This is a genomic window from Maricaulis sp. (assembly GCF_048270265.1).
In the GTDB taxonomy this organism is placed as follows: domain Bacteria; phylum Pseudomonadota; class Alphaproteobacteria; order Caulobacterales; family Maricaulaceae; genus Maricaulis.
The window spans coordinates 141675-166016 of the sequence record NZ_JBLWTD010000002.1 but is presented as its reverse complement, the minus strand read 5'-3'; the positions used below and the strand labels follow the sequence as shown (position 1 = coordinate 166016).

Sequence of the window (24342 nt, the reverse complement as noted above, 5' to 3'; positions counted from 1 at the left end):
AGTAAATCTCCACGTGCGGGACGTCTCGGATGCCCCCAAAACTTACTCAAGAACCGGCATTCGCCGGCGTCCCGCACCCCTCCCAACAAGGGGAGGCCCCAGCAAACCTCCAGCGGCAGGCCGCGTGGAGATTTTGCCGCATCCATCACGCTTGTTACTGACTGACCGGTCAGTTATATATGCTCCATGACCCGAGCGCCCAGCCATCGCCGCCGTCCCGAAGCCCGCCCCGAGGAAATCCTCGACGCGGCGCTGGCCGTGTTTAGCGAACAGGGTTTTGCCGCGGCGCGGGTGGAGGACATTGCCCGGCGCGCCGGCGTGTCCAAGGGCACGCTCTATCTCTATTTTCCGTCCAAGGAAGCCATGCTCAATGCGCTGATCGAGCAATCGGCCGGGGCATTGGCACGGGTCGTCGAACAGCATGTCGCCAGCAGTGCGGCCGCCGATCCCGAGGCGGCATTGCGCGGCCTGTTGCGCATCCTGTTCACCGCCGTTTCCTCGCCCAGCATATCCGCCGCGCCGCGCCTGGTGCTGACCGAGGCACACCGCTTCCCGGAACTGGCCGCCTTCTATCGCAGCCATGTGCTCGACATTGTGCGGCGAGCCATGCGCGCCCTGCTCGACGCCGCGGTGACGAAGGGCGTGTTCCGCCCGGTCGATGCCGATGCCTTCATGCGCGTCATCGGCGGGCCGGGCATCGCCCATATGGCCCTGACCAATATCTTCGAGCTGCATCCCGACAAGCTGACCGATCCGGCCGAGCTGGCCGATGCGATCGCCGACATCCTGCTTTACGGCCTCAAGCCACGCCTGGAGAGTGAGCCCTCATGACCCGTTTCATCGCCCCCGCCCTGGTCCTCGCCTTCGCGCTCGGTGCGTGTTCACCGCCGGTCGAGAGCGGTTTGCATGGCTATGCCGAGGGTGATTTCGTCAGCCTCGCGCCGGACATGACCGGGCGCATCATCGAGACCGGCCTGCGCGAGGGCGATCCCGTCACAGCCGGCGAGCTCGCTTTCAGGCTCGACGATACCGATGCCCGTGCCGCCCTCGCCGCCGCCGAGGCCCAGCTCGCCCTGGCCACCGCCCAGTTCGATGACGCCGCCGCCGGTGCCCGCGATCCGGAGATTGGCGCTGCCCGCGAAATGCTCGCCCAGGCCAATGCAGCCCGGACGCTGGCCACGGCCGACCTGGAGCGGGCCCGCGAACTGTTCGAACAGGGCCATATCAGCCAGGCCCGTCTCGACCAGGCCGAGACGGCGGCCGAGGCCGCCAATGCCCAGGCCAGCGAAATGCGCCAGCGCCTCAACCTGGTGCAATTGCCCGCCCGCGAAAACCAGCTCCGCGCCCTGCAGGCCGCCATCGCCGCAGCGCAATCCGCCGTCGACCGGGCCGGGTTTGTGCTCTCCCAGCGCACCGTCACCGTGCCGGCCGATGGCCGTGTCGAACGCCAGATCCGCTATGCGGGCGAACAGGCCAGCCCGGCCCTGCCCGTCTATTCCATCCTGCCCGAGGGCGCAGTGCATGCCGTGATCCTGATCCCGGAAACCGAACTGGCGGCAACGCCGGTCGGCACCCGGCTCGCCGTATTCTGCGACACCTGCGACAGTGGCCTGATGGTGACCATCACCCGTATCGATGACGAAGCGCAATTCACCGCCCCCTTCATCTATTCCGACAGCGAACGCTCACGCCTCGTCTACCGCGCCGAGGCCCGCTTCGACGCCAATCCACCGCCTCCGGGCACACCGCTGCGCCTCGAGGTCCGCTAGCATGGATGGCGATCTCGTCATTGATGTCCACGGGCTGACCAAGAGTTTCGGCGACACCAAGGTGGTCGATGACTTCTCGATCCAGGTCCCCCGCGGCGCGATCTACGGCTTTCTCGGCCCCAATGGCTCGGGCAAGACGACGACGATCCGGCTGGTGTGCGGCCTGTTGAAACCCGATGGCGGCGGCGGCACGGCGCTGGGCTATGACATCCGCACCCAGAGCCGCGAGATCAAGTCGCGCGTCGGCTATATGACGCAGAGATTTTCCCTCTATGGCGACCTCACCGTGAAGGAGAATCTCGAATTCATGGCCCGCCTGCATGCGGTGCCGAACCAGAAACAGACCGTGCAGGCGACGATGGAGGAATACGATCTCGAGCCGCGCGCCAGACAATTGGCGGGCAATCTCTCCGGCGGCTGGAAACAGCGCCTCGCGCTGGCCGCGACGACCATGCACAAGCCCGGCCTGTTGATGCTGGATGAACCGACCGCCGGTGTGGATCCCAAGGCGCGGCGCGATTTCTGGGACCGTATCCGCCGCCTCTCGCAACAGGGCGTCACCGTGCTGGTCTCGACCCACTATATGGACGAGGCCGTGCAGTGCGATTCCATCGCCTATATCGCCTATGGCAAGAAGCTGATCGATGCGCCCTCGGCGGATATTGCCGGCATTGTCGGCCTCACCACATGGCGCATTGAAGGCAAGGGGCTGCAGCCGGTCTATGACGCACTGGAACACGCGCCCGGCGTCGACCAGATCGCCCGCTTCGGCTCGGCCCTGCATGTGTCGGGACGCGATGAAGCGGCGCTGGAGCGCGCGATTGCGCCCTGGCGCGAACGTCCGGAATTCGAGGTCAGCAAGGCCAAGACGGGGCTTGAGGAAGCCTTCATCTGGCTGATGACCGGTGCCCAGGACAATTTCAAATGAACCGGTTCGCCTCGCTCAATCGCATTATCGCCATCCTGCGCAAGGAATTCATCCAGATGACGCGCGACCGGCTGACCTTCGGCATGATGGTCGGCATTCCGGTGATGCAGCTTCTCCTGTTCGGCTATGCCATCAATACCGATGCCCGCCATCTGCCGACCCTGGTGGAGATGGGCGATAGCGGCCCGGCCAGCCGCGCCATTCTCCAGGCCATGGAGACGTCGGAATTCTTCGACATCACCGGCCTCGTCGCCTCGCCCGAGGAAGCCGATATCGCCCTGCGCGATGGCACCGCCTCCTTCGTGGTGGCGATCCCGCCGAATTTCGAGCGCGATCTGGCGCGTGGCGAACGGCCGCAAATCCTGCTCGACACCGATGGCGCCGACCCGGTCGCCGCCAGTGCCGGCAGCGGAGCCTTTGCCAGCATCGTCCAGCGCGCGCTGGAGCCCTATCTGGGCGAGATGACGCCGCCGGTCGAGACCGTCATTCACCGCCGCTACAACCCCGCCGGCCGCACCGCGCTCAATATCGTGCCCGGCCTGCTGGGCACCATCCTGACCCTGACCATGGCGATGATGACCTCGATCTCGCTGACGCGTGAGGCCGAACGCGGCACCTTGGAAGCCCTGCTCTCGACCCCGACCGAAGCCTTCGAGGTGATGATCGGCAAGATCACGCCCTATGTCTTCGTCGGATCCCTGCAGGTCGCGATCATGCTGGCCGGCGCGCGCTATCTGTTCGGGGTGCCCTTCCTGGGCAGCCCGCTCGCCTTCGTCATCGCCAGCGCGCTCTTCATCGTCGTGAACCTGGCGATGGGCTTCCTGTTCTCGACCGTCGCACGCAGCCAGATGCAGGCCATGCAGCTGACCATGTTCCTGTTCATGCCGTCCTTCCTGCTGTCCGGCTTCATGTTCCCCTTCGCCGCCATGCCGCACTGGGCCCAGGCGCTCGGTCAGCTCATCCCCACCACACACTATATCCGGGTGGTGCGCGCCGTGATGCTCAAGGGCGCCGACCTGCCCGATGTCTGGCCGAGCATCTGGCCGCTGATCGTGATGTTCCTGGTCATCGCAATGATCGCGATCCGGCGCTATCGGCGCACCCTGGACTAGGGCGGCAGGCACCAGGACCCGGCGATATCACCCATCATCAGGGCCCTGCTCGTCTCCCTGGTTCAAAAGCGTCGCGAAACACACTAGGAGTGGGGCCGCTCTGGATCGGGTCAATGCTGGATCAGGCCGGGCAGATGCGAATTTCTGAACCTGGACAGGGCAGGCCTTGATGGACCGGATTTTGATTTTGATGCGGCATGCCAAGGCCGTCGACCGGCTTGAGGCCGATGATGATTTCCAGCGCGGGTTGACCGCGCGCGGGCATGAGGACAGCCGGATCGCCGCCGAACGGCTGGCCGGGCTCGGCCTGACGGCCAGCCGCGCACTGGTCTCGCCCTCCTGGCGCACGCGGCAGACCTTCGAACACCTCGCCCCGCAGCTCGGCATGCCGCCGATCGAGGATCCGATGGCCCTGTATCATGCCAGCACCGAAATGCTGGAACGCGCCGCACTGGGCGCGCTCAAAAAGGTCTCCCACATTGTCATGGTCGGGCATAATCCCGGCATTGGCGGGCTGGCGCACAAGCTGGCCGCGCGCTGCGATGCACGTGCGGCGCTGCCACTGGGCTATCCGACGGCAACGGCCACCATCTTCTCCCTGGCCGACGAGACGCTGGAGCGCCCCACCCTGATCGAGGTTCTCAATCCCGGCAGCTAACCGGGCAAGCGTTCAGGATTGACTCCCGCCTGGGTTGCGTTTTTGATGCTCGACACCAAAACGCAACATCTACGGGTAGCGCCATGGATGACAGCTATCGCAGCCCCGCTCTTCCGGCGGCCCTTGAGCCGGATACCGGACGGGGCAAGGATCGCACCGGCGCCGAGGCTCCGGATCTGCTGGCCCGGCTCTGGGCCAGCGATGCCGCCGAGGGTCTGGCGCACCGCACGCCGGCCTTCAGCGCCAAGGCCGGGCTTTCGCAGGGACAGGCCTGGGCCCTCGCCTGCGCCTTCTGCCTGCTCCTCGTCGCGGGCATCGGCTGGGCCCGGTGGCAGAGCCAGCTTCTGGCCGGAACAGCCGCCCTCCTGTTTGCCGCGCTGATCCTCCTGCGCCTGCTGGCCTGCCTGCTGCCGCCAGCCTGGGCGAAGCGGCGCGAACTGCGCGACTGCGCCCTGCCTCGCGCCAGCATCATCATCGCGCTCTATCGCGAGAGCGCCGTCCTGCCGGTGCTGGTCGCGGCGCTGGAGGCGATCGACTACCCCGCCGACCGGCTCGAAATCCGCCTGGCCCTGGAGGCCGATGACGAGGAAACGATTGCTGCCGCCCGGGCGCTGAATCTCGATGACAGATACCGCATCATCCTCGTGCCCGAAGGCGGGCCGCGTACCAAACCGCGCGCCCTCAACTACGCACTGCGCTTCTGCTCCGGCGAGATCGTCACCGTCCACGACGCCGAGGACAGGCCGCATCCGCGCCAGTTGCGCACCGCCGCCGAAAGCTTCGCTGCCGCGGGCCCGGACCTGGCCTGCCTGCAGGCACCGCTCAACTGGTTCAACCGGTGCGAATGCTGGCTGACACGGCAATTCGCGCTGGAATACGCGGCACATTTCCACGCCCTGCTGCCGCTCTACGCCCGGCTGCGCTGGCCCCTGCCACTGGGCGGCACCAGCAATCATTTCCGTACCGCGGCCCTGCGCCGGGCCGGCGGCTGGGACGCGTGGAATGTGACCGAGGACGCCGATCTGGGCTTTCGCCTGCACGCGCTGGGCTATCGCTGCGACGTGATTGCACCACTGACCCTCGAGGAGGCCCCGACGCGGGTCTGGCCCTGGGTGTGCCAGCGCACACGCTGGCTCAAGGGCTATGCCCAGACCCTGGCGGTGCACAGCCGCGGCGATGCTCGCGCCCTGGCGGGCCGGCCGACAGGCCTTGCACTGGCCTTGACGCTCGGCGCAGCCCTCGTATCAGCGCTGGCGCACGCACCGCTGGCGGCAAGCTGTCTGCTGCGCCTTCTGGATGGCAGCACCGGCGGCCCCGGCGCCCTGCTCTACGCCGGCTTCCTGCTGGCCGGCTATGCCGCCTCGGCGGCGACGGCCGCGACGGGCATGCGCCGGGCCGGGCTGCCGGTCAGACTGGGAGACCTGTTGTCGATGCCCGCCTACTGGCCGCTGCAGAGCTGGGCTGCAGCGCGCGCCCTGTACCAGCTGGTGACCCGTCCCTATTTCTGGGACAAGACCGAGCACGGCGTCAGCACCTATACGGACCAGGCATGTATCTCTCCCTCACCGCAACCCTCACCATCCTCGGGATCTGCGTCGCCCTTTTCCTGCTCGGACGCTGGCGCGCCGGACAGCCCGTCCGTCCCGAACGCGGGCCGCGGCTCGTCCCATGGACCCTGATCGCCATCTTCGCCGCCGCCGTCGGCGTCATCATGATCGCCCACCTCGCCGAACTGGCGGGGCTGGATCTGAGCCAGTTGCGGCGGCGCTAGACCTGCCGGCGCAGGCTATTGCGCCGGGAAGTTCGCATCGAGGAAGGCCTGACTTTCGCGCAGCAGGACAGTGCGGGCCTCGGGCGTGCCGAGATAGTGATCGGCATCGGGCAAGGTGACGAACTGCACATTGTCACGGCCCTCCATCGCATTGCGCAACAGACGCAGCTGCCCGAAGGGCACTGTCGTATCGTCCTCACCATGCAGGACCAGCAGCGGCAAGGTGAGCTCGTCCGCGCGGGCAACCGGGGTGATGGTGGCCTGTTCGTCACGATCCCCGAAACGATCACCCATATATTGCTCCCAATAGCGCAGGGTGGTTTGCCAGCGCGTACGGCTGCCGAGAAAGGCGAACGGATCCGTCACACCGGCGAAGGAGACCGCGCAGGCGACATTGGCGCGATCACGCAGGGCGGTCATCAGCGCCGCATAGCCGCCATAGCTGCCACCGATCACACAATACTGCCCCGGCCGTGCGCGGCCGGTTTCCTGCAGATGATGGGCACCCTCGATGATGTCATCGATCATCCGCGAACCGAAGCCGCCATAGCCGGCGCGTTCGAACGCCTCGCCATAGCCGGTCGAACCCCGGAAATTGGGCTGGAAGACCGCGTAACCACGGGCAGCATAAAAGGCGGCCCACCAGTCATACTCAGCCGTATCCCGGGCACGCGGTCCGCCATGCGGCATCACGATCAGCGCCGGCGGGGCATCCCCCTCGGCGAAACCGGGCGGCAGGGTCAGATAGGCCGGGATCTCGAGACCGTCTGATGCGGTGAATTCGAGATATTCGCGCGAACTGGGGGCCTGTCCCTCAGGCAAGACGGTCTCGACGTCCAGCAAGCCGAGCCCGCCGGTATTGAGGTCAAGCAGATAGAAATTCGCCGGCTGGCCGGCATCGCGCCCCTCGACGACCAGCTTGGTCCGGTCCGGCGTCCAGGTGGTGATCGTGACGGAATCCTCAGTCAGGATCTGCTTCAGTTCCGCATGCAGGGAAGCGAGATCCGGATCGATGAAGATCTGGCGCGGCAGGTCGTCGGTATAGCGAAACCCGACCACTACGCTGGCGTAATAATCCACGATCGCGGCCATTTGCGACACGTCTTCTCCGCCGACATCGAAAGCGCTCAGCGCGCCGGTGGCGATGTCCAGCCGCCGCAGGCCGCTCCCCGGAATCCGGATGACGACGGCCTCCCCATTGTCCATGACGCCATAAACCCGCGGCTGCGTTGCCGGGAAGATGCCCGAATATATCGCCGGGCTCTGCGCGCCGTCAGGCCTGTGCACGGAGTATTGCCCGGTTTCATCAAACCGCCGGACATCCAGGACCACCTCGCCCTCGGGATTCAGCAGATAGCCGATGGTCGAACCGTCCGACACTTCCATGCGGCGGACACGACGGCCATTTTCCAGGTTCATTTCATAAACGACGGTGCCGCTGTCATCGCGCCCGCCAATCCGCGAGCCTGAGCCCGCGCGGGTATCAAGCGCGAAGGTGATCTCCATGGCGACGCGCCCCTCGGCCCCGACCATTGGCGAAACCAGGCGCGAATTGACCATCAGCGGTTCCGAACGGCCGGTCGCCAGCGAATAGGAGACCGGCTGGGTCAAGGTCATGGTCCGCAGGCCGTCCTGCGTCGGCAAGGTCTGGACCGAGTCGATATAATAGATGAGATAGGCATTGCCCGGCCAATCGAAGGCCGACATCTCGCCGCCATCCGGGGCCGGAATGACGACCGGCGCCGCACCGCCGGCCAGGTCGTAAATGCAGATCTCGCGCACGCCGCGCGGACTGCAGCCGGTGGCCAGATGTGTCCCGTCGGGTGAAAGGTCGGCCGCCCAGATCCGCGGCATCGCCGCATAGGTTTCCACCTGCGCCAGCGCCGGTCCGGAGAGCAGCAAGGTCACGAAAAGCCCAAGAACTACGCGCATGGAAATCCCCCTGGCGATCTTCGACAACCCCCACGATCGCCAGCAAAATCGGGCGCAAGTTGGAACGCAAGCCGACCGGGTGTCAATCCGCATCACAGCCATTAATAGCCGCAAACCGCGACCGAAACCGGCGGCAGGCGAAACAGACGGGAATACTTGATGCGTGAATTATCTACACAAGAACTGAGCTGCGTGTCCGGTCGCACCGCATGGCTAGATCACCACCGCATGCCGGATGGCTCGATGTTTGGCGACACATGCAGCAAGCTTTCCAGAGCGGGCCGTTCGCCAAATGGTCTGCTGCAGTCACGGGCATCGACCCAGTCGCCTCCGAGTATGGTGGCGAGTATGGTGGCGAGTATGGGGTCTGGTATGAACCGTGTGTGCGTGCGGTATTAGATGCATCAATATCCGCACAGTCAGAAATAAATTATAAAAGTTGAATGGCGAGCAAGCACTGAATGCCAATGACCTTGAAATGAAAATGGCGCAATTTACGGCTCATCTCAACCAAGATCTGGCTTCGCCATCCATATTTACGGAATGATTGGCATTGAGTCCTTGATTTCATACTATGGCACGCTGAGTGATAATATGGAGAGTGCAGATAATGGCGGCACTCCAGTTGCCCCGGATGCGCCACCGAATCTGCCCGGCAACTAGAATTCGCTCGTTTAACATAGTGGTAAAATAATGAAAAAAATGAATATCGGCACCATTTTGGCGCTTTTGACGGGGAGCATTTTCTTGCTCGCCGCCTGTTCTGCTGGATCGAATTCGGATAACGCAAATGAAGAGAGTGTAGTGGGAAGTGTCACTATGGATTTTGTGCGACGGCTAGCCCTTGCATTGTCCGAGGGGAAGACACCGGTTGTTACCAGTTCTGGTGGAGAGACCGTAGCTGGATTGACAGCCGCCAATCTCTTAATATCGAGTGGCGCTCGCATTATCGTAGAGGATTATTGCTTCTCCTCATGCGCAAGCTATGTTTTGGTAGGCGCGAGCCACGTGGAATTTCGTGAAAACGCTATGGTGGGTTTTCACCACGATGCCCACCTTGACTATAATGTTTATTCGTCGGCTTGGCCGGGTCGCGGTTGCTATCAGAGATCGTATGATAAGGAGCGAGAAATTTACGCTAGCCACTCAAATGGCGAGCAATTTCTAAGTGAGCTATACGAGCGTTTATCCCCATCGATAAGTGCGGTTGCTGCCGTAGAGGATGAAAGTGATCTATCCGAACTATGCACCTCCGTTTCATACGAATTGACCAACCAATACTGGTTTCCCACATCGCAACAAATCGAAGAGTTTATGGGGATAGAGGTGGAAGGTAGCTTGTGCGCAGATGACCATGATTGCATGCGCCGGCGGCTCCGGAACCTGCACATCACCGGCACGGTCGTTGTGGGTGACGACATCTGGACCCTGCCCGAGGATTGACGAGCGGGTCATAGCGGGTGAACTGGGTATCATGAGCTTTTTAGGACGGAAAATCCTCGCCCTTATTGAAGACTCTCTGGGCCATTTTGAAATGCGAGCCCTCAGATTGTTTGCCGCCAGATATATGATGTCCCTGCGGAAATTGGATGTGTTACCGATCCTCCGGGAGAACTGCAGTGATGGCCTTTTAAGGCGGGCCGGCTGTCGTATGCGTTATGATAAATCAGCTTTCCAACAACGGATTGGGTTAAAGCATCCCATTGAGTGCATCGGAGAGCGGGCTTAGCTAGGCTTCTAGCCAACACGCGTTGGCCTTCGTCATGGGCACTCGGAAGCGGGACATATCAGCAGTCGATGGAGAAAATGGCGGCTTCATCGGTAGCCGAGTCCCGGAATAGTCCCGGAGCCAGTAACCAAAAATGAGCTAAGTATTGGAGCGGGTGAAGGGAATCGAACCCTCGTCGTAAGCTTGGGAAGCTTCTGCTCTACCATTGAGCTACACCCGCGATACCGGCGATTATAGGCGCGGCGATAGCTGCCGCGAAGCCCTATTTCACCGGTTACGGTATTCAGTCAGCGAAGAATTTCGACAGTTTGAGGCCCTGGGCCTGATAGTTGGAGGCGACAGCGCCATAGGCTGCCGTCGGCCGTGCGAGCATGGGTTCATACACCAGACGTGCGATGGCCTGGCCGTGGTCGAGCATGAAGGGCACGTCATGGCCGCGGACTTCCAGCACGGCCCGGCTGCCGGCCCCGCCCGTCTCGGCAATTCCGAAACCGGGATCGAAGAATCCGGCGTAGTGGGCGCGGAATTCACCGATTTCCGGTGCGATCGGTGCCATTTCGGCCGCCTCATCGAGACCGATCGAGACCGCTTCCCGGGATGCCAGGATGTAGAATTCGCCCGGATCGAGCACCAGGCGGCGATCGGGAGCTGTCATCGGCTCCCAGAACCGGGCGCTGGGATGACCGCCCAGCTTCGACAGATCAACCAGCCCGGCATGGCGCCGCGCGCGATAGCCGACAATGCCGTCATCAAAGCCGGCCAGATCGACACTGACGGTCACCTCGCGCAGCGTTTCATGCTCGCCACGGCGGAAGCGGATCTGGCTCAGCCGATCGCCTTCGCGCGCCAGGATGGAGAAGGTGCGCGGACAGATTTCGGCATAGAGCGGGCCCTGATAGCCGAGCGGCGCCTGGTCGAATGCGATGCCCTGGTCCGTGATGACGCGGGTGAAGACATCGATCCGGCCGGTCGAACTCTTGGGGTTCATCGCTGCGCTCAGCCCGGCGGGGAGTTTCAGCCGCTCCTGCAGCGGCGCCAGATAGACGCAACCCGTCTCCAGCACGGCGCCGTCACGCAGATCCACCGTATGCATGACCAGATCGTCAGCCAGCCGCTCGGCAACCGTGAGACCGCGGCCGGGCAGGAAGCTGGCGCGCAGCCGGAAGGCCTTGGCCCCGAGGCGCAAATCGATACTGGCCGGCTGGATCTGGGTCGCATCGGGCGGCGTGTCCGCATCGATGACACCCTGGTCAAACAGGGCTCTGAGTTCGTGGTCTGGGAGAATACCGGAAACGGACATGACGGGATCGGTTCTGTTGCGGATGGCCGAAAGATGTCCGATATCCGTCGCCTTCTGTCCACCCATGCTGACCGTAGGGGGTTGAGCGAGATCGCGAGCGGGCAGATGATGGCGGATTGAAACCAGCGGCGATGTGAGCCAATGGCCATGGGCGGACAAGACAGCATGTATGAGCAGGAGACCGACGGCGTGAAGATCTGTGTCAGCCCGGACTATCTCGAAGATGAGTCCGAGCCTGATGAGAGTCGCTATGTCTGGGCCTACACCGTTGAGATCGAGAACACCTCGACCCAGCCCGTGCAGCTGATCTCGCGCCAGTGGATCATCACCGATTCGATGGGGCGCAGCGAACACGTCCAGGGTCCCGGCGTGGTCGGCGAACAGCCAGTGATCCGGCCTGGCGAGCGCTTCCGCTACACCAGTGGCGCACCGCTCTCGACGCCGTCCGGCTTCATGAGCGGCAGCTATGAGATGCGCCGCGAGGGTGGCGACAGCTTTGCCGCCATCATCCCCGATTTTCCGCTGGACCGGCCCTATGACCGCCTCAGCCTCCACTAGCACCAGCTGCACTGCACCATCGGCCTGTCCGCGCTGGCGGAGCCTGACGCCTTGAATATGTCCCTCCGCCCCGTCGTCTTCATGATCGGCATCATGGTGACGTTCCTCTCGGCAGGCATGCTGGTGCCAGCGATCGTCGACCTGGTCGCGCAGGAGCTCGTCAGCGCCCGCGCCTTCTTCCTCGCCTCGGTGCTGGGACTGTTTTTCGGCGGCTCGATCTCCCTGGCCAATCGCGGCCCGGTCGATTTCATCACACCGCGCGGCGTCTTCCTGCTGATGGTCGGGGCCTGGATCGCGCTGTCGATCACCGCCGCCCTGCCGATGCGCCTCGCCGACCAGGGCATGAACTGGACCGATGCCCTGTTCGAAGCCGTCTCGGGGCTGACCACGACCGGCGCGACCGTGCTGACCGGGCTGGATTTCCGCCCGCCGGGCTTTTTGCTCTGGCGCGCCATCCTGCAATGGCTGGGCGGGATCGGCATTATCGTCACGGCCATGGCCTTCTGGCCGATGCTGGGCGTTGGCGGCATGCAGCTCTTCCTGCTGGAAACCGGCGACAAGACCGACAAGGTGCTGCCGAAGGCGACCCAGATCGCCGCCAATATCTCGGCCGTCTACGCCATGCTGACGCTGATCTGCGCCGTCGCCTATCTGATGTCGGGGATGAATCTGCTCGACGCGACAGCGCACGCCATGTCGACGCTTTCGACCGGCGGGTTTTCGACCTCCGACCAGTCGATGGGCAAGTTCATGCATACCGGCGCCGACATGATCACGCTGGTCTTCATGATCGCCGCAGCCCTGCCCTTCACGCTTCTGGTGCTGGCATTGCGGGGCAAGCCACAGGTGATCCTGAAGGACGCCCAGTCGCGCGGCTTCCTGTTCGTCATCCTGCTCGCCTCGGCAATCCTGGCTGGCGTGCTCATCACCACCGGCGTGCACGGCGATGACCCCGCCTGGCGCATGGCCAGTTTCAATGCGGTCTCGATCATTACCGGTACCGGCTATGCCACAACGGATTACGGTGCCTGGGGTGCGGCGGCGGAATCGACCTTTTTCGTCTTCATGTTCATTGGCGGCTGCGCCGGTTCGACCAGTTGCAGCATCAAGATTTTCCGCTACCAGATCGCCGGCACCGCGATCCGGCGCTATCTGGCACAACTGCTGCGGCCGAACGCCATTTTCCAGATGCGCTATAATGGCCGGCCGGTTGCCGACAGCGCCCTGCATTCCGTGCTCGGATTCTTCTTTGTCTTTTTCGCAGTTTACGCGATCAGCGCCGCCGCCCTGTCGGCGATCGGGCTTGATCTGACAACGGCCCTCTCGGGGGCAGCAACCTCGCTGGCCAATGTCGGGCCGGGGCTGGGGGACATCATCGGCCCGGCCGGCACATTCCAGTCCCTGCCCGATGCGGCCAAATGGATACTCACCGCCAACATGCTGATCGGCCGGCTCGAAGTGCTCGCCGTGCTGGTGGTGGTCATGCCGCGCTTCTGGCGCTCCTGAGAACCTGCCGCGCGGCGAAAGCCGGATCAACGCTCGACGGCATCGACCTCGCCGGGAAGGAATTTCCAGTCGCGATTGCAGTATTCGCAGGTCATGACGATCTTGCCGTCCGTCGTCATGTGCTCCCGGTCATCGGCCGGGAAGCTGGCGATGATGCGCAACAGACGTTGATGCTCGCATGAACAACGGCGCAACAGGGCTGCAGGCTCGAAGACCCGCACGCCATCCTCATGGAACAGGCGGTAGAGCAGCGAGCCGGACGTCAGTTCAGGGTCGAGCAATTCTTCATCGCTGATGGTTTCGAACAGGGCGCGGACATGGTCCCAGTCGTCCGTTGCGGAACCACGGCTCTCATCGCCTGCAACAGCCTGGATCAGGGATCCGCCGCCACGCCAGCTCTTGCCACCATCCTGGGTCCACACTTCGCCGACTGCCATGCGCAGGCGTGTCGGGGTCTGCTCCGACTGGGCGAAATAGTGTTCGGCGATCACGGCCAGGCTGCCGCCCTCCAGCGGGACCACACCCTGGTACTGGTCCATGTCCGGACCCTGATCGATGGTCATGGCGAAATAACCCTCACCCAGCAGGGTGCGGATCATCGGCGTATCCGCATCGGCCGCGGCAAGCGCCGTGGCCAGTGCATCGCGGTCCACCTTGGCAAATCCACGCACACCCTCGCCGGCGACATATTCGGCCACTATGAAGGAGACCGGACCGGTGCCATTGGCCTGGACGATGAGCCGGCCGTCGAATTTGAGGGCCGGGCCGACCAGACCGGCCAGGATGACGGCCTCGCCGAGCAGACGCGCCACCGGCTCGGGATAGTCATGCGCCGACAGGATCTGGTCGAGGACGCCGGCGGAGCGGAGGACACGCCCCCGCACCGCACGGCCCTCGACCTGGAAGCCCGCAATGAAATCGTCCGGCTCGCCGGGAATGGCGGGCGTCATATCGGTCATGTCAGTTCGCCTAAAGTGCGCTGAGAGCCTCGTCGAGGATGGCTATTGCCTCGCTGGCGTCATCACGCGTGATGATCAATGGCGGCGCCATCCGCGCGACATTGTCACCCGCGGCGCCGATCAACAGATGGCGATCGCGGGCCTTCACCACAAGCTGCTTGGGATCAAAACCCTCTTTCAGCTTCAGTCCGAGCAGCAGACCCTTGCCGCGCACTTCCTCAATCTTGTCGGAATGACGGTCGGCGAGACCGTGCAATTGCTGCTGCATGAAATTGGCCATCTCCACGACATGGTCGAGGAAACCGTCCGAGGTCAGCTCGTCGAACACGACATTGCCGACGGCCATGGCCAGGGGACCACCGCCATAGGTCGAGCCGTGGGTGCCGACGACCATGCCCTGGGCAGCCGCTTCAGTGGCGAGGCAGGCCCCCATCGGAAAGCCGCCGCCAATGCCCTTGGCCGAGGCCATGATATCGGGCTCGGCGCCCTCGACCCACTGGTGGGCGAAGAGCTTGCCGGTCCGGCCGGCGCCGCACTGGACTTCATCATAGATGAGCATCAGGCCGTTTTCATCGCAGATCTGGCGCAGGCCGCGCAGGAAGGCATCATCGCCGGCGCGTACACCGCCCTCACCCTGGACCGGCTCGACGCAGATGGCCGCTGTCTCTTCTGACAAGACGGCGCGGACGGCGTCGAGATTGCCGAATTCGACATGGTCGAACCCTTCCATCGCCGGGCCGAAACCCTCGAGATATTTGGGATTGCCGCCAGCATTGATCGCGCCATAGGTGCGGCCATGGAAGGCACCGGTAAAGGTGATGATGCGATAGCGCTGGGGATTGCCGGTGACATACTGGTAGCGACGCGCGGTTTTCAGCGCGCATTCCATCGCCTCGGCACCGGAATTGGTGAAGAAGACACGGTCAGCAAAGGTCGCTGCCGTCAGCTTGTCGGCCAGTTCGATCCCGGCCGGGACCTTGAACATGTTGGACAGGTGCCAGAGCTTCCCGGCCTGTTCGGTCAGGGCGGCGACCGCCTTCGGATGGGCATGCCCCAGGCAATTGACGGCAATCCCGGAAATGAAATCGAGATAGCTGTCACCCTTGTCGGTGATCAGACGAACGCCCTTGCCGTGATCGAAAATGAGTTCGGGTGGAGCGTAGGTATCCATCATTGGCGCAGGCATCGGGTCTCTCCGGAGCTTGTTAAGGCGCCGCCACCGGCGCCCCTTTTGGTTGTCTACGGTCTAGGCCCGTCCGTTCAGGTCTTCAAGCGCCAGCCTGCACGTAGCAGGCGATAGCAGACGATGGCGAGGACCAGATTGATCACGCCGACCAGGACGACACCGATCGTCAGCGAGCCATCGGCAAACCCCGTGAAACCATAGCGAAAGCCGTCAATCATGTAGAAGAACGGGTTGAACTGGCTGATCAGGCGGACCGGTTCAGGCAAGCGGCTGATCGAGTAGAATGTGCCGGACAGAAAGGTCAGCGGCGTGATCACGAAAGTGGTGACAGCGGCCATGTGGTCGAACTTTTCAGCCCACAGCCCGCCGAGAATGCCGATCATGCCAAGCATTGCTGCTGCACCGATGCCGAAATAGGCCACGGCCCAGAAATGCACCGGCATCACATTGACGAAGGGCATCAGGGTCAGGGCGGTCACCGCAGCGACCAGCACGCCCCGTGTCACCGCACCGCCGATAAAGGCGATTTCCAGCTCGAGCGCCGAAAGCGGCGGCATCAGGAAGTCGACCGCATTGCCCTGCACCTTGCTGACCAGGATGGACGACGAGGTATTGGCGAAGGCGTTGTTCAGCAATCCCATCAGAATGAGGCCCGGGGCGAGGAATTCGACGAAGGACACACCGTGAACTGCAGCGCGCCCGGAACCGAGGGCAACCGCGAAAACTGTCATGTAAAGCAGCGTGGTCGCGACCGGCGCGAGGACGGTCTGGGTCACGACCTTGAGGAAGCGCCGGACCTCCTTCTTGTAGAGTGTCCACAGGCCGAGACCGTTAATGGCACCGAAGCTCCGCGGCGCCGCCACAGGTCTTGAAGAAGCATTACTCATAACGGATTACCCTTAAGCTTTCAGTAACCATCAACGTTAACGATTTAGCAGGCAAGTGCGCTTTCCACAGGATTCGTGCCTGCCTGATCTTGTGGTTTTTGGTTCGCCGGCTACAATATATAGTGTAATTAATCATGAATTGAGATGCGCTCTGTTTACCATCATCAAGGTGGCTAGCGCACCCCAACCGGGAGAAGTCTGCGATGGCCTGGACTGACGAACGTGTCGAAGAACTCAAGAAGCTCTGGTCGGAAGGCCTGAGCGCGAGTCAAATTGCCAAACAGCTGGGTGGTGTCACCCGGAATGCCGTGATTGGCAAGGTACACAGGCTTGGTCTGTCAGGTCGAGCGACCCCGTCGCGTCCGGCCCGCCGGCCAGCGAAACCGTCGCGGCCACGCACGACCACGCCGTCGATTGAACCGGTCCGCACAGCGCGCCCGGCCCCTTCGGCACCGGCGACCCCCGTGTCGGCTCCCATGGAGCCAGCTGTGCTGCCATCGGGCGAGTTTGCCACTGTGCTGACCCTCAAGGACAGCATGTGCAAATGGCCGATCGGTGACCCGTCCCTGTCGAACTTCCGCTTTTGCGGTCGCAAGACCGGCGCGAGCCATGCCTATTGCGATGCCCACGCCAACATGGCCTATCAACCCAGCCAGAAACGCCGCCGCAGTGGCGAAGCCACCGCCGCGCTGAATTCGATTACAGCGACGCGCCGGTATAACTTCTGATCGCAGCAGACCAACCAGCCGGACATATCATGCAGCGGCCGCCCCACGGGGCGGCCGTTTTGCGTCTGGCCCGGCTCAGCTGCCGCTGATGTCGAAGGAATAGCCCGCCGAGCGGACCGTGCGGATCGGGTCGGTCTCTGCGGCATTGTTGATCGCCTTGCGCAGACGGCCGACATGCACATCGACAGTGCGCGCCTCGACATAGACGTCCGAGCCCCAGACCGCATCGAGCAATTGCTCGCGCGAGAACACCCGGCCCGGGTGCTGCATGAGATAGTCGAGCAGACGGAACTCGGTCGGCCCGAGATGGATCTCGCGATCCGCGCGCCTGACGCGGTGGGCCACGCGGTCAATCGCGATGTCGCCGGCAGTGATCAGGTCCTCGGCAAGGCCGGGACGGATACGGCGCAGCACAGCGCGGATCCGCGCGAACAATTCGGTCATGGAGAAGGGTTTGACGATATAGTCGTCAGCCCCCGTATCGAGACCGCGGACCCGGTCCGTCTCCTCGCCGCGCGCGGTGAGCATGATGATCGGCACATTGCTGGTCTCGTGCCGGCCGCGCAGGCGGCGGCAGACCTCGATGCCCGAGACCTTGGGCAACATCCAGTCGACCAGGACAAGGTCAGGAATGGCCTCTCCGGTCAGCATCAGGGCTTCCTCGCCGTCGCCGGCCAGGGTGACCTGATAACCTTCCTTTTCGAGATTATACTGAAGCAGGGTCGCGAGCGCGTCCTCGTCCTCAACCACAAGTACCTGGGGTTTCATCATCGCTTCCTGTTCAATGCATCAGCGTCGCGGCTGGTCGGCTGATTCCAGCGCTTCCGCAGTCACCATGTAATGGATCGCCTCGGCGACATTCGTCGCGTGATCGCCGACCCGCTCGAGATTCTTGGCGACAAACAGGATGTGCGCGCCCGGTCCGACCAGGGCCGGATCATCAGCCATGCTCAGCAACATCTCGCGGATCAGGCTGTTATAGTGCTCGTCCACCTCGTCATCATTGCGCCAGACGCGGATCGCCGGCTCGACATCGAAGGATGACAGCGCATCGAGCACCTCATGCAATTGCTTGGCGACAATCTCGCCCAGCCGCTCGACGCGGTTGAGCACCGCAAGCGGCGCGAAATCATTGAGGTCCCTGGAGCGGTAGGCAATGTTCTTCGCAAGATCGCCAACCCGCTCGAGATCGGCCGCTATCTTGAGCGCGGAGATCGTCATTCTCAGGTCTGTGGCGAGCGGCTGACGCAGGGCGAAAAGCCGGATCACCCGCTTCTCGATATCGGCCTGCATCGCATTGACCTGGACCTCGCGCTGGCGCACGTCGGGGACCACAGACGAGTCACGCCGCACAACGGCGGCGACCGCGGCCTCGAGCTGCAACTCGACGAGCCCGCCCATGCGCGCCAGTTCGTCGGCGAGCTTGTCCAGTTCCTCGCCGTATGCCGTCACAATGTGTGTATGCTTGGATAGCGCCATTTGGCCCTCCTCGGGCAATCGCTTCGTCAGCCGAAGCGTCCGGTAATGTAGTCCTGCGTCCGCGGCTCGAGAGGATTGGTGAAGATCTCCTCGGTCGGCCCGACTTCGATGAGCGAACCCATGTGGAAGAAGGCGGTCATCTGCGACACGCGTGCCGCCTGCTGCATCGAGTGGGTCACCATGATGATGCAATAATTCTCGCGCAGCTCGTCGATCAGCTCCTCGATCTTCGCGGTCGCGATCGGATCAAGGGCCGAACACGGCTCATCCATCAGGATCACCTCCGGATTGACCGCGATCGCGCGCGCGATGACGAGGCGCTGCTGCTGGCCGCCCGACAAGCCCGTGCCGGGGTCCTGCAACCGGTCAGAGACCTCGGCCCACAGCCCGGCCTTGCGCAGGCTTTGCTCGACGATTGCATCGAGCTCGTCCCGGCCTGAGGCCAGGCCATGAATGCGCGGCCCGTAGGCGACATTGTCGTAGATCGACTTGGGAAACGGGTTGGGCTTCTGGAACACCATGCCGACACTGGCGCGCAGCACCACCGGATCCACGGCACGATCATTGACCTCCGCACCATCGATTTTCAGCGAACCTGAGACGCGCGCACCATCAATCGTGTCATTCATCCGGTTCATGCAGCGCAGAAAGGTCGACTTGCCGCAGCCCGATGGCCCGATAAAGGCGGTGACGCTCTTGTCGGGGATATCGAGCGACACATTGAACAGCGCCTGCTTTTCACCGTAGGACACACTGACATCGCGCACTTCCACCTTCACGGCGGAACCGCCAAGCGAGTTCTTGTGGTAGACGGTTGGTTGGACTTCAGCGTCACTCATGACGTTACCACCTTCGTTCGAAGCGGCGGCGCAGATAGATCGCAACGGCATTGAAGCCGATCATCAGCGCCAGGAGAATGAGAATGGCCGCGGCCGTGCGGGCTTCAAAAGCCCGCTCGGCACCGTCCGACCACAGGAAAATCTGCACCGGCATGACCGTCGCCGGCTCGGTGAAACCCGCCAGCCCAAGGCTCGGCGCATCGGCGATAAAGGCGACCATGCCGATCATCAGCAAGGGTGCGGTTTCGCCCAGCGCCTGGGCCAGGCCGATAATCGACCCGGTCAGGATGCCCGGCGCGGCCAGCGGCAATACATGGTGAAACACCGCCTGGGTCTTGGAGGCGCCAATACCGAGCGCCGCCTGGCGGATCGAGGGCGGCACAGCCTTCAGTGCCGCCCGCGTGGCAATAATCACCGTCGGCAAGGTCATCAGCGACAACACCAGACCACCGACGAGGGGCGCCGAACGCGGCAGGCCAAAGGCGTTGATGAAAACCGCCAGCCCCAACAGGCCAAACACGATCGAGGGCACCGCCGCCAGATTGTTGATATTGACCTCGATGAAATCCGTGAAGCGGTTCTTCGGAGCGTATTCCTCAAGATAGACGGCCGTGAACACCCCGATCGGCACCGACAGGAACATGGTGATGATCATGGTCAGGATCGAGCCGTACAGCGCGCCCTTCACCCCGGCGAGTTCCGGTTCGCGGGAATCGGCATTGCTGAAGAGATAGGTGTTGAAGCCGGTCTTGATCAGGTCGCGCTCGACCAGGGAACGGGTCCAGATGATCAACTGGTCCGACACGCGCCGCCGCGCCTCCGGTGTGTCGATCACATAGAGTGTCCAGGTGTCGGTGCCCGCCATCTCGCCATCGCCCAGCACGGCCGTTGCGCGCGCGCTCGAGCCATCAGTGGCCAGTTGCGTCAGGCGCAGGGCCTGGCCACCGGTTTCGATGATCACACTCGGCATATCGCCGGTCAGCGGCAGAAATCCGTCGCTCGCCAGGGCCAGTTCCCGCAAGGCCACAGCATTTGCAGCATGCCGGTCAGCCTCGGCCTGCAAGCGGGCGACGTCTTCGTCGGGGACCTCGCCGGCCGCGACAAGCACCTGCTCGGCGCGCATTTCCAGCGTCCGCGCCTCGGCCCCCAGCGACAGCTGGATCTCGCTCGCCAGTGTGGCAAAGTCCGCCACCGTCGAATGCAGGACCAGATCGTCGCCATCAGCTGTCGCCGTCAGATGGCCGGACACAGGCAGGGTGCGGTCCTCCACAAGCCGGCCCTTGAGATAGAGATCGAGATCATCGGCGAGCGGCATGGTGAAGACATGGGTTGTGCCCACCAGAGACGGGTCGCGAAGCACGGTGTCCATCAGCCGCGTCGCGTTCAACGGCGTATAGAGTCTGAACAGGTTGCGCACATCATTGCGCGCCGTGACGCCGGGGAACTCGGCGCGCAGGGCATCCTGCAGGACGCGATTATACGAGCCACGGCGCAGCGAGGCCTCCGAGCCGTCCCCCTCGGGATCGACACGGTCGCGCTCCAGGGTCACCGGCAGGACGAGCTGATTGGCGCTGAAGGCAGGAATGCCCTCGCTGGCAATCGATCCGATCAGGATGCACAGGATCATGACGGCGATACCAATGGCCGCCAGCCCGGCCGAACGAAAGCGCAGTTCCGAGCGATACCGCTTGGCCAGACGGCGCTCCACATCCTCGCGGACAGCAAAGGTTCGGGTTGAATCAGTCATATTTTTCCCGATATTTCTGGACCACCCGCAGGGCGACGATATTCATCAGCAAGGTCAGCACGAACAGCACCAGCCCGAGCGCAAAGGCGGACAGGGTTTTCGGACTGTCGAATTCCTGGTCACCGGTCAGCAGCATCACGATCTGCACGGTAATGGTTGTCACCGATTCCAGCGGGTTGGCGGTCAGGTTGGCGCCCTGTCCCGCAGCCATGACGACAATCATCGTCTCACCGACTGCGCGGCTGACGGCCAGCAGGACCGCGCCGACAATCCCCGGCAAGGCTGCCGGCATCACGATCTGGGTGATGGTTTCCGACCGCGTCGCCCCCATGGCGAACGAGCCGTCGCGCAGCGATTGCGGCACCGCATTGATAACATCATCGCTCAGCGAGGAGATAAAGGGGATGATCATCACGCCCATCACCAGTCCGGCCGACAGCGCGCTCTGGGTCACGACGCTCTCAAACCCCAGGGCCGTGAACAGCGCGCGGATCGCCGGCCCGACGGCGAGCAATGCGAAGAAGCCGTAAACCACCGTCGGGATGCCCGCGAGGATTTCCAGGACCGGCTTGGCGACCTGCCGGAAGTTCGGCCCCGCATATTCCGACAGATAGATCGCCGAGAACAGTCCGATCGGGACGGCAACCACCATCGCGATCACCGTGATCATCGCGGTGCCTGCAAACAGGGGCACAGCACCGAAAGCGCCCGACTGGCCAACCTGGTCGGCGCGGATCGCGATCTGCGGGCTCCACTGCAAGCCGAACAGGAAATCCAGCACCGGCACAGAAGAGAAGAAACGCAGGCTCTCGAACAGGAGCGAAAGCACGATGCCGACCGTGGTCAGAATGGCGATAACCGAGGAAATCAGCAGCGCCGCCGTCACCAGGCGCTCGACATTGTTGCGCGCACGGAACTGGCCCGAGACCTGCGCCCGCGTCACCACGAAACCGGCCGCGCCGAGTACCAGCGCGAGCAAGGCCGCTGCGAAGCGGATTACCGTCTGGTGCCGCGCGATCGTGCTGGCTGCTGCGCGCAGGGCCGGTGAATCACGACTGGCCAGCTCACCCCGCGCGATGCGGCGGCTGTCGGACAGGAAGAGTTGCCGGCGCTCCCGTGGTGACTGGGCAAGTTCGTAACCGGCCAGCGCCCGGTCGCCGGCGCCGTCCGCGACGGCGGTTGCCTCGACAGTCGCGACCACGGCCTGCCGGCGCGCCCTCACGGCATCCTCGGCTGTCGTCGACAGGTTCAGCGCCTCGATCTGCGCCGCGCGAAGCTGATTGAGCTCCTCGGGATTGCGGTCCTCGCCGCGGGCATTTCGCAGGGCCTGGATGTCGGCATTCAGCCCCTCGACCCGCTCACGCAGATTGTCCGCGACCTGGTTCAGTTCGATGAATTCCGGGTCGGCAATGAGTGTTTCATCGAGGACGCGATTGATGGAAACCGCCTCGGACTGCAGCTCGCTGATCGCCAGGCGCTCAACCAGCTGCCCGCCGAAAATCGCATACAGTGCCAGCAGGAAGAAGGCGGGCACGCCAGTCCAGATCGCAACATAATAGCCGTGATAATTGGGCAGCGAGTGCAAGCCCGCCGTCACGCCATCGACCGAGGCAATGGCGCGCGAACGGCCGACATAAAAGCCGCCGGCGATCATGACGAGCAGTGCGAGAGCGACGATGGAAATGATCGACATGCGGGCCAGCCCTTCAGTCACACGGCACTTTGCCGCTTGGAATCAATGGTCGCCAAACTCGTATCGGCTGCCGACCGTCCCTTTATGACAGATGAGCAACGGTTTTGTGACAGTGGCGGGATCAGACTGCGCCGCCCTGTCCATCCTGTTGCGTCGTCTGGCCGGATTCATCAGCCACGGCAGGCCCGGGCGCGGCCGGAATAAAGGTTGAAAATACCGAGCCGCCGCCCGGCGCGCTTTCGACTGTAAACCCGCCGCGATGGCGATTCACGATGTGCTTGACGATGGCGAGGCCGAGTCCGGTACCTTCATTGGGGCCGCTTTTCTGCCCGCCAACCCGGTAGAATCGCTCCGACAGCCGCGGCAGGTCGCGCCGGTCGATACCGCGTCCGTGGTCGCGCACTCTCATGGTGACATAGCCTTCGGCAACAACCGATTTCGGGGCCGCCAGCGTCAGGCGGCTGGCGCCCTCGCCCAGCATGCTCGACGGGCGCTCCGCCTGGTCACGCGGCTGTTCCGGCTCGACACGCACCAGAACGCTGGAATTGGCCGGCGAGTATTTGACCGCGTTTTCGATCAGGTTCTGGAAGACCTCGGTCAATTGATCGCGATCACCCACAGCGATCACCGAGTCCGGGGCCTCGAGTGTCAGCGCAATCTGCTTGTCCTCGATCTGCGGCCTCAGAAAATCAATCACCTCCCCGGCAATCACGACCAGATCGGCGCGGCCGCTCGGCGGCACATGCTCGTCCATCTCGACGCGAGAGAGCGACAGGAGATCATTGATCAGCCGGCTCATCCGCTCGGTCTGGTCGAACATGATGGCCAGAAACTTCTCGCGGGCCTCAGGATCGTCCTTGGCGTGACCGCGGAGAGTTTCGATGAAGCCGGCCAGTGAGGCGAGCGGCGTGCGCAATTCATGGCTGGCATTGGCCAGGAAATCCGCCCGCATGCGGTCGGCGCGCTTGATCGAGGTTTGATCGGACAGCACCAGCATGGCACGCCAGGGCATGACGGTGTCGTCTGGCGCGCGCATCGGCGCCACAAAGGCACGGACATGGCTCTCGACCGGTGCCATGGTCGAGTACTCGACCGGCTCCCCCGAATTGCCCTGCAGCGCCTGGCTCACCGCTTCCAGCACACGCGGCTGGCGGAGCACCGAGGACAGATGCCCGGTCAGTGAACCGAGCCCGAGAAATTCACGCGCAGCGGGATTGGCCATCTCGATGCGCCCTTCCGGTCCGATCAGCAGGACGGGAATGGGCAGCTGACGCAGCATCAGATCGGCCGTCGCCGGACCGCCAGGCTGATCCTGGACATCCCCGGCCGGGCTGGCCGCCCGGGACGGATTCAGCGTGGTGCTGACCGTCAGATAGTAGAAGGTCGACAACCCGGCGAAGGTCGCGATAGCGACAAAGGTCTCGACGAAGCCGAGCTCACCGAACAGCCAGAAGAGCACGAGCACCAGTGAGCCCATGGTCGCGACGATCGCGGTATCCCGGCGGCGGATGCGTATTGAGGGCTGATTGTCCACGTCGACCTTTCTCAAGTTTCATTCGCC

At 63.4% G+C, this 24342-nt stretch carries 21 protein-coding genes and 1 tRNA gene; 10 read left to right on the top strand and 12 right to left on the bottom strand.

Features of this window, described 5'->3' with window-relative positions; all coding sequences use genetic code 11:
- Nucleotides 1–186: 186 nt before the first annotated feature.
- The 6 genes from ACN0YF_RS02405 (at nucleotide 187) to ACN0YF_RS02380 (ending at nucleotide 6146) form a co-directional block, all read left to right on the top strand.
- The gene (locus ACN0YF_RS02405) at nucleotides 187–831 is read left to right on the top strand and encodes a TetR family transcriptional regulator (RefSeq protein WP_417493188.1); all 645 of its coding nucleotides are present in this window, start codon (nucleotides 187–189) and stop codon (nucleotides 829–831) included.
- Nucleotides 828–1769, top strand: coding sequence for an HlyD family secretion protein (locus tag ACN0YF_RS02400; RefSeq protein WP_417493187.1), 942 nt, complete (start codon nucleotides 828–830; stop codon nucleotides 1767–1769). The genes ACN0YF_RS02405 and ACN0YF_RS02400 overlap by 4 nt, the downstream gene beginning before the upstream one ends.
- Nucleotide 1770: 1 nt before the next feature.
- Nucleotides 1771–2697, top strand: coding sequence for an ABC transporter ATP-binding protein (locus ACN0YF_RS02395; protein ID WP_417493186.1), 927 nt, complete (start codon nucleotides 1771–1773; stop codon nucleotides 2695–2697).
- Nucleotides 2694–3809, top strand: a complete 1116-nt coding sequence (locus ACN0YF_RS02390; protein ID WP_417493185.1) for an ABC transporter permease — start codon at nucleotides 2694–2696, stop codon at nucleotides 3807–3809. The genes ACN0YF_RS02395 and ACN0YF_RS02390 overlap by 4 nt, the downstream gene beginning before the upstream one ends.
- Before the next feature lie 190 nt (nucleotides 3810–3999).
- Entirely contained in the window at nucleotides 4000–4467 is a 468-nt protein-coding gene (locus ACN0YF_RS02385) for a SixA phosphatase family protein (RefSeq protein ID WP_417493184.1), read from the top strand.
- 83 nt (nucleotides 4468–4550) lie between these two features.
- A complete protein-coding gene (locus ACN0YF_RS02380) occupies nucleotides 4551–6146 on the top strand; it encodes a glycosyltransferase (protein WP_417493183.1) in 1596 nt (531 codons plus the stop codon).
- Nucleotides 6147–6253: 107 nt separating this feature from the next.
- On the opposite strand, the gene ACN0YF_RS02375 is transcribed toward ACN0YF_RS02380, so the two are convergent.
- The gene (locus ACN0YF_RS02375; protein ID WP_417493182.1) at nucleotides 6254–8170 is read right to left on the bottom strand and encodes an alpha/beta fold hydrolase; all 1917 of its coding nucleotides are present in this window, start codon (nucleotides 8168–8170) and stop codon (nucleotides 6254–6256) included.
- A gap of 693 nt (nucleotides 8171–8863) precedes the next feature.
- On the opposite strand from ACN0YF_RS02375, the gene ACN0YF_RS02370 reads away from it, so the two are divergent.
- A complete protein-coding gene (locus tag ACN0YF_RS02370) occupies nucleotides 8864–9613 on the top strand; it encodes a hypothetical protein (RefSeq protein WP_417493181.1) in 750 nt (249 codons plus the stop codon).
- Between the two features lie 432 nt (nucleotides 9614–10045).
- On the opposite strand, the gene ACN0YF_RS02365 is transcribed toward ACN0YF_RS02370, so the two are convergent.
- Both ACN0YF_RS02365 and ACN0YF_RS02360 read right to left on the bottom strand, forming a co-directional pair.
- Nucleotides 10046–10119, bottom strand: a tRNA-Gly gene (locus tag ACN0YF_RS02365).
- Nucleotides 10120–10182: 63 nt separating this feature from the next.
- Nucleotides 10183–11199 (bottom strand): 2'-deoxycytidine 5'-triphosphate deaminase, encoded by a 1017-nt coding sequence (locus tag ACN0YF_RS02360; protein ID WP_417493193.1) that lies wholly within the window; start codon nucleotides 11197–11199, stop codon nucleotides 10183–10185.
- A 165-nt stretch (nucleotides 11200–11364) separates the two neighbouring features.
- Here ACN0YF_RS02360 and apaG point away from each other — a divergent pair, with 165 nt between their 5' ends.
- Both apaG and ACN0YF_RS02350 read left to right on the top strand, forming a co-directional pair.
- Entirely contained in the window at nucleotides 11365–11757 is a 393-nt protein-coding gene (gene apaG, locus ACN0YF_RS02355) for a Co2+/Mg2+ efflux protein ApaG (protein WP_417481074.1), read from the top strand.
- A gap of 57 nt (nucleotides 11758–11814) precedes the next feature.
- Nucleotides 11815–13263 (top strand): TrkH family potassium uptake protein, encoded by a 1449-nt coding sequence (locus tag ACN0YF_RS02350; protein ID WP_417481073.1) that lies wholly within the window; start codon nucleotides 11815–11817, stop codon nucleotides 13261–13263.
- Between the two features lie 26 nt (nucleotides 13264–13289).
- Here the strand turns inward: ACN0YF_RS02350 and ACN0YF_RS02345 are convergent, their stop codons facing one another.
- The 3 genes from ACN0YF_RS02345 to ACN0YF_RS02335 form a co-directional block, all read right to left on the bottom strand.
- The gene (locus tag ACN0YF_RS02345) at nucleotides 13290–14222 is read right to left on the bottom strand and encodes an Hsp33 family molecular chaperone (protein ID WP_417493180.1); all 933 of its coding nucleotides are present in this window, start codon (nucleotides 14220–14222) and stop codon (nucleotides 13290–13292) included.
- 10 nt (nucleotides 14223–14232) lie between these two features.
- Nucleotides 14233–15408, bottom strand: coding sequence for an aspartate aminotransferase family protein (locus tag ACN0YF_RS02340; RefSeq protein WP_417480926.1), 1176 nt, complete (start codon nucleotides 15406–15408; stop codon nucleotides 14233–14235).
- Between the two features lie 74 nt (nucleotides 15409–15482).
- Nucleotides 15483–16295 carry an ABC transporter permease gene (locus ACN0YF_RS02335; protein ID WP_417480925.1) on the bottom strand — a complete coding sequence of 271 codons (813 nt, stop codon included), beginning with the start codon at nucleotides 16293–16295 and terminating at the stop codon, nucleotides 15483–15485.
- Nucleotides 16296–16498: 203 nt separating this feature from the next.
- On the opposite strand from ACN0YF_RS02335, the gene ACN0YF_RS02330 reads away from it, so the two are divergent.
- Nucleotides 16499–17023 (top strand): GcrA family cell cycle regulator, encoded by a 525-nt coding sequence (locus tag ACN0YF_RS02330; protein WP_417480924.1) that lies wholly within the window; start codon nucleotides 16499–16501, stop codon nucleotides 17021–17023.
- A gap of 75 nt (nucleotides 17024–17098) precedes the next feature.
- On the opposite strand, the gene phoB is transcribed toward ACN0YF_RS02330, so the two are convergent.
- The 6 genes from phoB to ACN0YF_RS02300 all read right to left on the bottom strand — a co-directional run bounded on the left by phoB (nucleotide 17099) and on the right by ACN0YF_RS02300 (nucleotide 24315).
- Nucleotides 17099–17791 (bottom strand): phosphate regulon transcriptional regulator PhoB, encoded by a 693-nt coding sequence (phoB, locus tag ACN0YF_RS02325; protein ID WP_417481072.1) that lies wholly within the window; start codon nucleotides 17789–17791, stop codon nucleotides 17099–17101.
- A gap of 21 nt (nucleotides 17792–17812) precedes the next feature.
- Nucleotides 17813–18502, bottom strand: a complete 690-nt coding sequence (gene phoU / locus ACN0YF_RS02320; protein ID WP_417480923.1) for a phosphate signaling complex protein PhoU — start codon at nucleotides 18500–18502, stop codon at nucleotides 17813–17815.
- Between the two features lie 26 nt (nucleotides 18503–18528).
- Nucleotides 18529–19341 (bottom strand): phosphate ABC transporter ATP-binding protein PstB, encoded by an 813-nt coding sequence (gene pstB, locus ACN0YF_RS02315; RefSeq protein WP_417480922.1) that lies wholly within the window; start codon nucleotides 19339–19341, stop codon nucleotides 18529–18531.
- Between the two features lie 4 nt (nucleotides 19342–19345).
- The gene (gene pstA / locus ACN0YF_RS02310; RefSeq protein ID WP_417493179.1) at nucleotides 19346–21088 is read right to left on the bottom strand and encodes a phosphate ABC transporter permease PstA; all 1743 of its coding nucleotides are present in this window, start codon (nucleotides 21086–21088) and stop codon (nucleotides 19346–19348) included.
- Complete coding sequence (gene pstC, locus ACN0YF_RS02305) at nucleotides 21081–22781, bottom strand: phosphate ABC transporter permease subunit PstC (protein WP_417493177.1); 1701 nt, start codon at nucleotides 22779–22781, stop codon at nucleotides 21081–21083. Before pstC ends, pstA begins: the two co-directional genes overlap by 8 nt.
- 121 nt (nucleotides 22782–22902) lie before the next feature.
- The gene (locus tag ACN0YF_RS02300; RefSeq protein ID WP_417493176.1) at nucleotides 22903–24315 is read right to left on the bottom strand and encodes a sensor histidine kinase; all 1413 of its coding nucleotides are present in this window, start codon (nucleotides 24313–24315) and stop codon (nucleotides 22903–22905) included.
- Nucleotides 24316–24342: the final 27 nt, after the last annotated feature.

Coding starts and splice junctions, on each gene's coding strand:
- ACN0YF_RS02405 (WP_417493188.1), top strand. CDS start 187: ATGACCCGAGCGCCCAGCCATCGCCGCCGTCCCGAAGCCCGCCCCGAG.
- ACN0YF_RS02400 (WP_417493187.1), top strand. CDS start 828: ATGACCCGTTTCATCGCCCCCGCCCTGGTCCTCGCCTTCGCGCTCGGT.
- ACN0YF_RS02395 (WP_417493186.1), top strand. CDS start 1,771: ATGGATGGCGATCTCGTCATTGATGTCCACGGGCTGACCAAGAGTTTC.
- ACN0YF_RS02390 (WP_417493185.1), top strand. CDS start 2,694: ATGAACCGGTTCGCCTCGCTCAATCGCATTATCGCCATCCTGCGCAAG.
- ACN0YF_RS02385 (WP_417493184.1), top strand. CDS start 4,000: ATGCGGCATGCCAAGGCCGTCGACCGGCTTGAGGCCGATGATGATTTC.
- ACN0YF_RS02380 (WP_417493183.1), top strand. CDS start 4,551: ATGGATGACAGCTATCGCAGCCCCGCTCTTCCGGCGGCCCTTGAGCCG.
- ACN0YF_RS02375 (WP_417493182.1), bottom strand. CDS start 8,170: ATGCGCGTAGTTCTTGGGCTTTTCGTGACCTTGCTGCTCTCCGGACCG.
- ACN0YF_RS02370 (WP_417493181.1), top strand. CDS start 8,864: ATGAAAAAAATGAATATCGGCACCATTTTGGCGCTTTTGACGGGGAGC.
- ACN0YF_RS02360 (WP_417493193.1), bottom strand. CDS start 11,199: ATGTCCGTTTCCGGTATTCTCCCAGACCACGAACTCAGAGCCCTGTTT.
- apaG (WP_417481074.1), top strand. CDS start 11,365: ATGTATGAGCAGGAGACCGACGGCGTGAAGATCTGTGTCAGCCCGGAC.
- ACN0YF_RS02350 (WP_417481073.1), top strand. CDS start 11,815: ATGTCCCTCCGCCCCGTCGTCTTCATGATCGGCATCATGGTGACGTTC.
- ACN0YF_RS02345 (WP_417493180.1), bottom strand. CDS start 14,222: ATGACCGATATGACGCCCGCCATTCCCGGCGAGCCGGACGATTTCATT.
- ACN0YF_RS02340 (WP_417480926.1), bottom strand. CDS start 15,408: ATGCCTGCGCCAATGATGGATACCTACGCTCCACCCGAACTCATTTTC.
- ACN0YF_RS02335 (WP_417480925.1), bottom strand. CDS start 16,295: ATGAGTAATGCTTCTTCAAGACCTGTGGCGGCGCCGCGGAGCTTCGGT.
- ACN0YF_RS02330 (WP_417480924.1), top strand. CDS start 16,499: ATGGCCTGGACTGACGAACGTGTCGAAGAACTCAAGAAGCTCTGGTCG.
- phoB (WP_417481072.1), bottom strand. CDS start 17,791: ATGAAACCCCAGGTACTTGTGGTTGAGGACGAGGACGCGCTCGCGACC.
- phoU (WP_417480923.1), bottom strand. CDS start 18,502: ATGGCGCTATCCAAGCATACACACATTGTGACGGCATACGGCGAGGAA.
- pstB (WP_417480922.1), bottom strand. CDS start 19,341: ATGAGTGACGCTGAAGTCCAACCAACCGTCTACCACAAGAACTCGCTT.
- pstA (WP_417493179.1), bottom strand. CDS start 21,088: ATGACTGATTCAACCCGAACCTTTGCTGTCCGCGAGGATGTGGAGCGC.
- pstC (WP_417493177.1), bottom strand. CDS start 22,781: ATGTCGATCATTTCCATCGTCGCTCTCGCACTGCTCGTCATGATCGCC.